This is a genomic window from Phormidium sp. CCY1219, assembly GCF_035615515.1.
Classification (GTDB): Bacteria; Cyanobacteriota; Cyanobacteriia; order Cyanobacteriales; family Laspinemataceae; genus CCY1219.
In genome coordinates, this window is sequence record NZ_JAJENT010000505.1 from 1 (window position 1) to 10,773 (window position 10,773).

8 protein-coding genes are annotated in these 10,773 nt (G+C 51.3%); 4 read left to right on the plus strand and 4 right to left on the minus strand.

What is annotated here, in order from left to right; all coding sequences use genetic code 11:
* The first annotated feature begins 474 nt into the window (after window positions 1-474).
* Both LKK83_RS13240 and LKK83_RS13245 read left to right on the plus strand, forming a co-directional pair.
* Entirely contained in the window at window positions 475-2,403 is a 1,929-nt protein-coding gene (locus tag LKK83_RS13240; protein ID WP_324631634.1) for a GTPase family protein, read from the plus strand.
* A 546-nt stretch (window positions 2,404-2,949) separates the two neighbouring features.
* Window positions 2,950-3,165: a high light inducible protein gene (locus tag LKK83_RS13245; RefSeq protein ID WP_324631635.1), complete on the plus strand. Its 216-nt coding sequence runs from the start codon at window positions 2,950-2,952 to the stop codon at window positions 3,163-3,165.
* 167 nt (window positions 3,166-3,332) lie between these two features.
* Here LKK83_RS13245 and LKK83_RS13250 read toward each other — a convergent pair whose 3' ends face one another.
* Window positions 3,333-3,995 (minus strand): sigma-70 family RNA polymerase sigma factor, encoded by a 663-nt coding sequence (locus tag LKK83_RS13250; protein WP_324631636.1) that lies wholly within the window; start codon window positions 3,993-3,995, stop codon window positions 3,333-3,335.
* A 441-nt stretch (window positions 3,996-4,436) separates the two neighbouring features.
* On the opposite strand from LKK83_RS13250, the gene LKK83_RS13255 reads away from it, so the two are divergent.
* Window positions 4,437-5,012 (plus strand): glyoxalase-like domain protein, encoded by a 576-nt coding sequence (locus tag LKK83_RS13255; protein WP_324631637.1) that lies wholly within the window; start codon window positions 4,437-4,439, stop codon window positions 5,010-5,012.
* On the opposite strand, the gene LKK83_RS13260 is transcribed toward LKK83_RS13255, so the two are convergent.
* The 3 genes from LKK83_RS13260 to LKK83_RS13270 form a co-directional block, all read right to left on the minus strand.
* Complete coding sequence (locus tag LKK83_RS13260) at window positions 5,009-5,230, minus strand: hypothetical protein (protein WP_324631638.1); 222 nt, start codon at window positions 5,228-5,230, stop codon at window positions 5,009-5,011. The genes LKK83_RS13255 and LKK83_RS13260 overlap by 4 nt on opposite strands.
* Window positions 5,231-5,361: 131 nt before the next feature.
* A complete protein-coding gene (locus tag LKK83_RS13265; RefSeq protein ID WP_324631639.1) occupies window positions 5,362-6,966 on the minus strand; it encodes an NAD(P)H-quinone oxidoreductase subunit N in 1,605 nt (534 codons plus the stop codon).
* 24 nt (window positions 6,967-6,990) lie between these two features.
* Window positions 6,991-7,218, minus strand: a complete 228-nt coding sequence (locus LKK83_RS13270; RefSeq protein ID WP_324631640.1) for a hypothetical protein — start codon at window positions 7,216-7,218, stop codon at window positions 6,991-6,993.
* 412 nt (window positions 7,219-7,630) lie between these two features.
* Between LKK83_RS13270 and topA the strand changes: the two genes are divergently transcribed.
* Window positions 7,631-10,255, plus strand: coding sequence for a type I DNA topoisomerase (gene topA / locus LKK83_RS13275; protein ID WP_324631641.1), 2,625 nt, complete (start codon window positions 7,631-7,633; stop codon window positions 10,253-10,255).
* The last annotated feature ends 518 nt before the right edge of the window (window positions 10,256-10,773 follow it).

The window sequence follows — 10,773 nt, forward strand, 5'->3', positions numbered from 1 at the left end:
TCTGGTCTTCTGGTCAGGTGAGCTTGGGAAAATAAAGTCTTACCAAGCCCCTCCCTTTAGGGATGGGGTTCCTGACATTGGGAGTCGTTTCTGTTGCACTCAGCAGTTTAGCACTTCTTGAGGAACACTTGGATAGCGATCCTCTGGGAAATTCTACACTGCATGTCAACGCAATCTTGCGATCGCGATCGATTCTACCACAGGTTTTTTGGCTTTCGATACCCGATCGATCGCATTTCAGCCGATGGTGGGGAAGGGTGTGCCTGAAGCGCGGGCGTTGACAGAGGGTTTTGAATAAATTCCCTACCCCCGGCTGAAACATTCCGCGCGATCGCAGCAGGGAGAGGCGACGTTTCATGCAGGGAGGAGAAAGAAAACGCTACACTTGTCACAAAGGCAATTTTTGCACTCAATCGAGTTAACCAGAGCCTTTTGAATTTTGACAAAAATGCGACTCAAGGGAGGCATAAAACAATGATCCGATTAAAATTGTGGCAGTGGGTGATATTGGCACTTCCGATCGCCAGTATTGCAACCTTCCTGCTGGTGTCAGCCGGGTGGCAAATTCACGAATGGGGGATTAACTGGATTTGGGGGATAGTCACCCTGATGCTTCTCGGGTGGCGGTGGTTGCTGGTGCGATGGACCAAACCGATGACGGAACAGGTAGAAGCGGCGATCGCCCAGGTGACGGAAGAACTCGAAGCCGAATCAGCCACAGAAACCAAAGCCCTCCCTACCGCCGATGAAGCCACGCAGAAAGCGGAAGAGGCACTGCAAGAACTCCTCGCACAAACGCGCAACGATCGCCCGATTTGGGAAGACTGGCAAACCTTTTGGAATCGGTGCCAAGATTTGGTGGTGGCGATCGCGCATATCTATAACCCGGAAGTCAAATATCCCCTGCTCAGTATATATGTGCCACAAGCTTACGGATTGATTCGCGGTACCGTGGATGACATGGATCGCTGGATGCAGCAGCTTTCCCCGGTTTTGAGCCAAGTTACTGTGGGACAGGCGGTGCAGGGATACGAAGTTTACCGCAAGCTGGAACCCTCCGCCCGCAAACTGTGGCAAGCTTGGGGCTGGGCGCAGTGGTTTCTCAACCCGGTAGCCGCGATCGCGCGCGTCGCCAGCCAACGCTCTAACACCCAAGCTACCCAGGAATTGCTGTTCAATTTAAGCCAAATGCTGCGAGAAGCCGCATTGCGGAACCTCTGCCGGCAAGCGATCGCCCTGTACGGAAATCGCACGTTACCTACCGCAGACACCACAGTTCCCACCCCCGCCCTCCCGAAAGCGCAAACCCAAACCCTGCAAGAGATTCTGGCGGAAGCGGAACCGGTGGAAAGCGTGGAGCAAAAGCCGGTAAATATTTTGCTGGTGGGACGCACCGGCGCGGGAAAAAGCAGCACGATTAACACTTTGTTTCACAGCGATCGCGCCGAAGTGGATGTATTGCCCAGTACCGATCGCATCCAAAGTTATAACTGGACCAGCGAGACGGGAGAAAGTCTCATCCTTTGCGATACACCGGGTTACGAACAAGTCCACCGCGAGGATTTGCGCGAATGGGTACTGGACTATGCGAAAACCGCCGATTTGTTATTGTTAGTGACTCCCGCCTTGGATCCGGCCCTGCAAATGGATGTAGACTTTCTCCAGGAGATTAAAGCCGAAGTGCCGGATTTACCGACGATCGCGATTCTCACGCAAGTGGATCGCCTGCGCCCGATCCGCGAGTGGAACCCGCCGTATGACTGGATATGGGGCGACAAATCCAAAGAAAAGTCAATTCGAGAAGCGACAGAATATCGTCAGGAACAGTTGGGAGAACTGTGCGATCGCGTTTTCCCGTTGGTGACGGAAGACACTCAGAGCAACCGCAACGCCTGGAATGCAGAAGCTTTATCTGTAGCTCTGGTGGAAGCGATCGCCCCGGCGAAACAACAGCGCATTGCCCGCTTTTTGCGCGATCGCGAAGCCCGCACTGTCGCCGCCGCCCGCATCATCGATCGCTATACCTTCCAAATGGCAACCACCCAAGGTCTCACCGCCTTGGTCAAAAGTCCGATCCTGCGATTTATTTCCACCGTCTCCACCGGATCGCCGACGTTAGCCTATGTGCTAGCCGAACAAATTCCCGTGGAACAATTGCCCGTCACCATCGGCAAACTGCAGATGGCGTATGAGTTGTTCTCCCTGTTGAATCCCGACGCCAACCCCTTTAATTTCGACCTGCGATCGCTCTGGCCCCTCCTGCGGGATAATTCTGGTTCCCCCGATCGCAATGCTTGGGCTTTCGGTCACGCTTTGGTCGAATTCTGGAGCCAAAATCTCACTCTAGAACAAGTACAAGAGCGATTTGCCGATTATCTACAGCAAGTTCCCCAACCCGCATAATCCACAACGGTAGGGTGGCAATGTCCACCCTACCTATTGACAAATAATATTTTTTGTGGTAAAAACTGATGACCCCGAGACCGGTGGGCCAAGGGGAGAATTGAGAATTTTGTTAAATCTCCCTTAGATATTGCTTTGACAAAATAAAACATCTAAATTGCATAACAAAATATCGCCAACTAGCAGGTGCGACTTTATGCTGCCCATCTCATCTCAGGAAGATAAATAGTCCGCGTAGGCGGAATTGGCCTGCCCAGGCTCGATTTCAATCGCCCTCCTAGTTATGCAATCTAAGTGTAAACTAAGGAAAACATTACCAATCGCCAACAAGGAATATTACGAATTGTAAAAAATAAGCGTCTGCCAGGTTGGGTGGTAGGCGGCATATGTGGTGTTTAGTGGGCATTTACCACCCTACAGGTAGGGGCTAAGGAAAAATTTTCAAAAAAATCGGCAAAATTGTTGCAAAACTTAACAAAGTCTGTTACATTTATTTACAAAGGCGGACGCACCGCCCGGTCAAAACCCATATAGGAGACTTTGATAATGGATACCCGAAGAGGCGTGGTTATTACCGAGAGTGATAAGTTAAATAACTTTGCCATTGAGCCGAAGATGTATGTAGAGGAGACGCCGCGCGCCGGATTTACCGACTACGCCGAGAAGCTGAATGGACGACTGGCGATGCTGGGATTTGCCTCATTGCTGGCGTTTGAAGCGGTGACGGGCAATGGACTCATTCATTTTTTACAAAATTTGTAAAAAAAGCGGCATATTAATTATCGTGTTCGATTCCTAATCTCATAGACAAGCCTTTGAAGGCACTCGCCGATCGCAGGGAGTGCCTTTTTTTGTGGCGATGAATTTTGGGGAATAAAAAATTAGAGACATTACGGGGAATGTCTCTAGGAAGAAATCAGCCTTTCGAGTTAGGATTGGACTTGTTCCAAAGCAGGTGAAGAGTTAACCGGGGTAGAGTCGCCATCGAGATAAATCGTTCTAATATCCCGGGGTAATAAAGATTCCAAGCGCTCAGCGCCTTCAGTAAGTAATGCCGAAACATCAGCGGGAGAAACCGATTCGCCTTCCGCTTGTAGATAAGCAGAAATGCGAGTTTCGCTCCAGTGGAAAGTATTGGCCATCAACTGAGTTAAGCGCAAGATAGGGGAGAGCAAATCGAGGGCTTGTTCCACATAACACCATAGGGGAGGGGGGGAAGTTTGCAGAGAATAGTGAATCGATTCGACTGTAGGTAGTTCGGCGCGTTCGATACACCAAGCCGTCATATTAATCAACCAAGTTTGAAGGGTAAAAGGCATGGATTCTGTTTCGTGGAAGCGCAAATCCAAACCGCGAAGTTCGTGAAAGATATGACGCCAAGTCAGGGCGAAGAGATAGTCTCCTTGAACGGGAGATTTAGCGTGATGTTGGATGAGGGTATAGACAATCGAACTATAGCGACAGAAAATTGCTGTAAAGTATTTGCCTTCATCGGGATGGCGCTGAAACAGAGTCAGCAATTCGCGATCGCTGTAGCGAAACAGAGACTTAACCACAGGATGGTTGCATTCAGGAAAAACAGGGGGTTGCACGATTTCGAGTCACTCCAAAAGCTGCAAGGTTCGACAAATCCGAGACAGTAGCGCCAGAGGGAACGCCCTCGACGCCCCTGACTGTAACAATTTTCGCCAGAGATGTCACCGAGGAGACCCCGATGCCGTTGGTAGGGGGAAGGGGACAAGTGAAACGGGAGAAGCAAACGCCAGATACGCAGAGGCGCTGTTTGTAATATATCCAGAGATGACCGGAATCGACACCCTGGCATTGGTAGAGGGGAGAAGTTTTGGCAAAAGGGGGGGCGGGGCGGGGGTTGGGGTATCCTCAATGCAGGGCATTCAGTAAAGTTTTGATGAGGTTGTTTGCGGGTTGTTACAATTAATTAAAATCCGAGTGAAACACCCTTGTCGGTGTGACGCGCCCGGAAAGCGGGCGATCGCTCGAGACAAACCTTGGTTTTGACCCCTGAAAAGTTCATGGTTTTAACGATTAGCATTAATCCTACGTTAAGCGCTTTGTTACCTTCTCTGCCACTCGATAGCCTGTTTTCCACCCAGGGGATCATGGTTATGCTACTTGCTGCCTATGCGGTAGCGATGTGGATGTTTTTAACCAGTGCCCCGAAAGTCTATACGGTGATGGTGTCGGATCTCGAGATGGCGCGACAGTTTTATGAAGGGATGCTAGAGCTGCCCGCCGCCGAAGTTCCGCTGCACTACTATTACAATTACGAACAAACCCTCGGTGGTACGGGAATTGACCCCATTTACATGTCCAATGTCGGGGCACCAACCACCTCGGGAATGAACGGCCCCGACGGGTTGTGGTATCAGTTGCAGAAGAATACCCAATTGCACATTATTGGCGGTGCGAGTTTGGGAAATAAAAATCGGCAACGCCACGTGGGGTTCGATCGCGATTGTCTCGAACAGTTGCTGATGCGCGTGCAGACTTATGGCGTCAAGTACAAACTGCGCCGGGAAAAGCCCTTAAATTTTTTAGTCAAAGACATGCAAGGGCGCGTTATCGAGGTAGCAGAAGTGTCGAATTAGGGATTGGGGGCAAGGGGAGCGATCGCGATGCAGTAAAAATTGCTGCCCGTCGTCACGGTAGGGGGGGTTTTCCGACAGCGATCGCGCCTCCGCCTGTTGCCAGATTCCCGCAACCCCAGAGGAAATATCGCATTAAAAAAGACCCGCACCCAGTGGGATGCGGGGCTTTTTGCGATCGCGGGATGCCCCATGAGCTTCACAAAAAAAAAATAGGGCATAGGATGAACGGTAGTTCATCCTAGCCCGAGAGAGAATTTGCCAGAAAAAGCGATCGCCACAATAGCGTTTCTCGCTCAGTCGAGGGAGGGAATTTCTCCGATAGATTCCCACACTCAACCCTACAGAAAGTTCAGTTTAAATCATTGCCAGAGAAAACGCCAGAATTCGCCTGAGTATTAGAAGAATTGTGCGGCATCTCTAAAGTGGCAACCGGTGCAGATTCAGACAGAGACGCTTGCAGCATTTGCGTGCGCGTCACCGAATCATTCGCCAAAGTAAACAAGGGATTAGACAAAATGCCCGCCAAAGAAGTGGCCACCACCGTGAGAACCAAACCCACTTGTAGCGGACGCATTCCCGGTAAATTCCAGCGAACTTCCGGATAATTTTTCACAGATTCGGACATTTCTTGAGGTTCTTTCACCACCATCATCTTCACCACGCGGATGTAGTAGTAAATCGAGATGACGCTGGTAATTAATCCGAGCAAAACTAACCAATAAAGACCCGCTTGCCAGCCAGCCCAAAACAGATAAAGCTTACCGAAGAAGCCAGCCAGGGGGGGAATTCCGCCCAAAGAAAGCAAGCAAATACTCAGACTCAAAGTGAGTAACGGGTCTTTTTGATACAGACCAGAATATTCGCTAATTTGGTCCGTGCCCGTTCGCAGAGAGAACAGAATCACGCCAGTGAATGCGCCGAGGTTCATAAACAGATAAACCAGCAGATAAAAAATCATACTGGAATATCCGGCATTGGTATCGGCAATCAAACCAATCGTGACGAAACCGGCTTGACCGATAGAAGAATAAGCCAGCATTCGCTTGAGACTGGTTTGGGCGAGAGCCACCACATTGCCCAGGATCATACTGAGGATAGCCAAGGCGGTAAACACGAAATGCCACTGTTCCGAGACTAAAGGGAAAGCGGTAGAGAGCAGACGGATAGCCAGAGCAAAGCCGGCGGCTTTAGACCCCACCGAGAGGAAAGCCACCACCGGGGTGGGGGAACCCTCGTAAACGTCAGGGGTCCACTGGTGGAAAGGGACCGCAGAGATTTTGAAAGAGATGCCCGCGATCGCGAACACCAGAGCAATCACCAAGCCCAAAGAAGGGCCAGTACCGCTAGTTGCCAGACCTGCCGCGATCGCATCTAAGCGAGTTTCGCCACCGGATAACCCATAAAGCAGAGAAATCCCATAGAGAAACACCGCCGAAGATGCCGCACCAATCAGCAGATATTTTAATGCTGCCTCATTGGAACGCGGATCGAGCTTCATGTAGCCGGTCAGCAGGTAAGATGAAATACTCAGGGTTTCCAGGGAAACGAACACAGTCACCAATTCATTTGCCCCAGAAAGGAACATTCCCCCCAGGGTAGCGGTGAGCAAAATCATCAGAAATTCCGCCAAAGCGGTGCCCGAGTTTTCCACATAGCGCACCGACATCAAAATCGTCACCGCCGCACAGAGGGCAACAATGCCCCGAAACACGACACTGAGGGCATCGCCATTAAACTCACCGAAAAATGCGAGGGGAGTGGTGGTGTCCCACTGATAGAAAAGGGCGACGATCGCGGCGAGTAGACCCGCGATCGCCAGATAAGGGGTCGCCTTCACAGACTTGCGCCCCACAAGCAGGTCATAAACCAAGACCACCAGTAAGGTTAAGACCACGATCGCCTCTGGCAAGATTCTCCCAGCATTCAGTTGGGCTGCAAGATTCGCTAAATTCATAAAGGGTAATCGGCAGATGGAATACTATCGCAAACGCAACCAATAGGTGCAGTCTGTCGATGGAAAATTCGTTACAATACTGCATCTTACCGCGATATCTGCGCGATCCGAGGGGGAACTCACCCCAACCCCGCCAACGAGCGTGCCATTCGCGGGGACATCTGGCAGAAGCGATCGCTGGCGCGCCCATTCATCTCCCCAGAAAATCGAGCCATTCCGGCGATCGATGCCGCCGCAACTCATCCCTGCCATTTGATTAGCGATTCATGTTCAGTTTCAAGCGCTTGTGCTAGGGTCATTTTAGGGAGCTTGTCCCCAACTGTGCAGACTGGCAGCTTTCCGAGGGGTGAGTCGATATTAGGGTGCCTTCCTCGTTCCCCGTGGAGAATCCCGAAGGTTCTGCCTTGGGTAGAGAGGGCGATCGGCCTGCATCTGAGGCAATGCCAGTCAATCGGCCAACATTGGAAAATCGGATATAAATAGAGATTGGCTAAAACATCGCCCACCCTATGGTTGCCCTTGACAACCGAAACCTGCGCCATCCCGACTCAACCGAGGCAACCGCCTCGCACCGATTGATGCCTTCCTTACCGATCCCCCTTGACATCTCCCTCAAAAACTCTAAAGCTGACTGTCTACCAAGCTGCTATCCCAAAAAGGTGCCATGTCAACCCTTGTCATCGTCGAATCTCCAACCAAAGCCCGCACGATTCGGAACTTCCTACCGAACGACTATCGCGTAGAGGCATCGATGGGTCACGTGCGCGATCTACCCTCATCTGCGGACGAAATTCCCGAAAAGGTCAAAGGGGAAAAATGGGCGCAGCTCGGGGTAAATGTAGACGCGGACTTCCAACCCCTCTACGTGATTCCCAAAAACAAACAAAAAGTCGTCAAAGCCCTGAAAGATGCCTTAAAATCTGCCGATGAACTCATTCTGGCCACCGATGAAGACCGAGAAGGGGAAAGTATTAGCTGGCACCTGCTACAAGTGCTCAAGCCCAAAGTCCCCATCAAGCGGATGGTATTTCACGAAATCACCCGCGAAGCCATTCGCCGCGCCCTCAACCACTGTCGCAACATCGACGAGCAACTGGTTCACGCCCAGGAAACCCGACGGATTTTAGACCGATTGGTGGGTTATACCCTTTCGCCCCTACTGTGGAAAAAAATTGCCTCCGGTTTATCTGCCGGTCGCGTGCAATCGGTGGCGGTGCGCCTATTGGTCCACCGAGAAAGGCAGCGTCGCGCCTTCCGCCAAGGCAGCTATTGGGACTTAAAAGCAACCTTAAACCACTCCCAAACCGCCTTTGAAGCCAAACTGGTGGCTCTAGGAGGCCAGAAAATTGCCACCGGTAGCGACTTCGACGAAGCCACCGGCCAAATTGCCGCAGGTCGCAATGTGGTGCTGCTCAATGAAGCGCAAGCCCATGCCTTAGTGGAACGACTCGGGGACAAACCCTGGACCGTGCGGAATGTGGAGGAACGCCCCAGCACCCGCAAACCCGCCCCGCCATTCACCACCTCCACCCTACAACAGGAAGCTAACCGCAAGCTGCGGTTCTCGGCACGAGATACGATGAAAATCGCCCAAAATCTCTACGAAAACGGGTATATCACCTACATGAGAACTGACTCGGTGCATTTGTCCGACCAAGCGCTCAACGCGGCGCGCACCTGTGTGGAGCAAATGTATGGGAAAGAATATCTCAGCCCGAAACCTCGGAAATATACCACCAAGAGTAAAGGGGCGCAGGAGGCCCACGAAGCGATTCGTCCGGCGGGCAATACGTTCCGCACCCCGCAACAGACCGGTCTGTCCGGGCGCGAACTGAGACTGTACGATTTGATTTGGAAGCGCACGGTTGCCAGCCAAATGGCAGATGCCCGCCAAACCCTGATTAGCGTGGAGTTGCGCGTGGAAGATGCAGATTTTCGCTCCAGTGGGAAGCGGATCGATTTTCCCGGCTTTTTGCGTGCCTATGTGGAAGGGTCGGACGATCCTGAGGCGGCCCTGGAAGACCGGGAGGTGATTTTGCCCTCCCTGAAAGAAGGCGATCGCCCCAACTGCAACAATATCGAGGCGATCGGTCACGAAACCCAACCCCCCGCCCGCTACAGTGAAGCCTCTCTGGTTAAAACCCTCGAAAGCGAAGGCATCGGACGCCCCAGCACCTACGCCAGCATCATCAGCACCATCATCGATCGCGGCTATGCCATGCTCAAAGGTAATGCCCTTGTCCCCACCTTCACCGCTTTCGCCGTCACCGATCTGCTGGAAAAATACTTCCCCGACTTGGTAGACACCGGCTTTACCGCCAAAATGGAACAAACCCTCGATGAAATCTCTACCGGGGAAGCCAACTGGCTACCCTATCTGGAGAATTTTTATCGCGGCGAAAACGGTCTGCACAACCAAGTCAAGAAACAAGAAGACCAAATCGATCCGAATCAAGCGCGCAGTGTGGAACTGGACAATTTAGACGCCAAAGTTCGCATCGGTCGCTATGGTCCTTATATTGAAGCAGAAAACGGAAACGGCGTGGTCACTGCTTCTATCCCCAAGGATTTGACCCCCTCGGACCTGGACCCAGAACAAGTGGAAACCATCCTCAAGCAAAAAACCGAAGGTCCCGAGGAACTGGGTGTGGATCCGAAAACCAACTTGCCGGTTTACGTACTGATCGGCAAATACGGGCCTTACGTCCAACTCGGCGAAACCAGTGAGGAAAACAAAAAGCCCAAACGCGCCTCTCTCCCGAAAGGGGTTAACCCAGAAAATGTTACCCTCGACCAAGCCCTCGGACTGCTTTCCCTCCCCCGCACTTTGGGCACTCACCCGGAAACCGGTGGCAAAATCCAAGCAGGACTCGGACGCTTCGGTCCTTATGTGGTTCACGACCAAGGGAAAGAAGGAGGCAAGGATTATCGTTCTCTGAAAGCCGGTGATGATGTGTTAACGGTTTCTCTAGACCGGGCTTTACAATTATTGTCGGAACCGAAAAAAGGACGCAGCCGAAAAGGCGGCAAAAGTAAGGAACCATTACGCCAATTGGGCAAACATCCCGCCGATGAAGAACCGGTGAATGTTTACGATGGTCCTTATGGTCCTTATGTGAAACATGGCAAAACCAATGCTTCCCTCCCGGAAGGGATGAAGGTGGAAGAGGTGACGTTAGAAAAAGCGTTAGAATTGCTCGCCGCTAAGGCATCTTCCAAGAGTGGCGGTAAGTCGAAGCGCAGTTCTCGCAAAAAATCTACCTCGTCCTCAACCAAGAAAAAGAGTTAAGGTTTGACAGAAGAGTGCGTTACCACGGTTGACGCACCCTTCTCTCGCTTCTGCTTCTCGATAGCCTAAGCCCGCCGACGCGGGCTAATTTCACGCCAGACGATTGACATGCAGATTCAGTAGAAAAGCTTCGATAAAAAGCTTCCCAAATCCTTTTTATCCCCCTTCATCCTTACCATCATGGCCTACAGTGATTTTAAAACGATTACCCAAGTGCGAACCGCGTTTATAGCCTTTCTCAGATTGATGCGATCCATAGCCAAATAGTCATTACCGCGCTTGCACCTCTGAGGTGAAAAATTCTCTACCTTACTTATATGAAAATATTATAACCATCCCGCTCATCAGGACAGTTTTTTCCCATCCCTGGGAGTTGGACTAGGGATAAATAACCATTGCGCCAATAGGTATGTTTTTCCATATCTGAGAGTTGGACTAAGAATAAATAACCATTGCGCTAATAGGCATGTTTTTCCATATCTGAGAGTTGGACTAGGGATAAATAACCATTGCGCTAT

Bases quoted from the DNA above. Each gene is read 5' to 3' on its own strand.
- LKK83_RS13245 (WP_324631635.1), top strand. From the start codon at position 2,950: ATGGATACCCGAAGAGGCGTGGTTATTACCGAGAGTGATAAGTTAAAT.
- LKK83_RS13255 (WP_324631637.1), top strand. From the start codon at position 4,437: ATGGTTTTAACGATTAGCATTAATCCTACGTTAAGCGCTTTGTTACCT.
- LKK83_RS13270 (WP_324631640.1), bottom strand. From the start codon at position 7,218: ATGGCAGGGATGAGTTGCGGCGGCATCGATCGCCGGAATGGCTCGATT.
- LKK83_RS13260 (WP_324631638.1), bottom strand. From the start codon at position 5,230: ATGCCCTATTTTTTTTTTGTGAAGCTCATGGGGCATCCCGCGATCGCA.
- topA (WP_324631641.1), top strand. From the start codon at position 7,631: ATGTCAACCCTTGTCATCGTCGAATCTCCAACCAAAGCCCGCACGATT.
- LKK83_RS13265 (WP_324631639.1), bottom strand. From the start codon at position 6,966: ATGAATTTAGCGAATCTTGCAGCCCAACTGAATGCTGGGAGAATCTTG.
- LKK83_RS13240 (WP_324631634.1), top strand. From the start codon at position 475: ATGATCCGATTAAAATTGTGGCAGTGGGTGATATTGGCACTTCCGATC.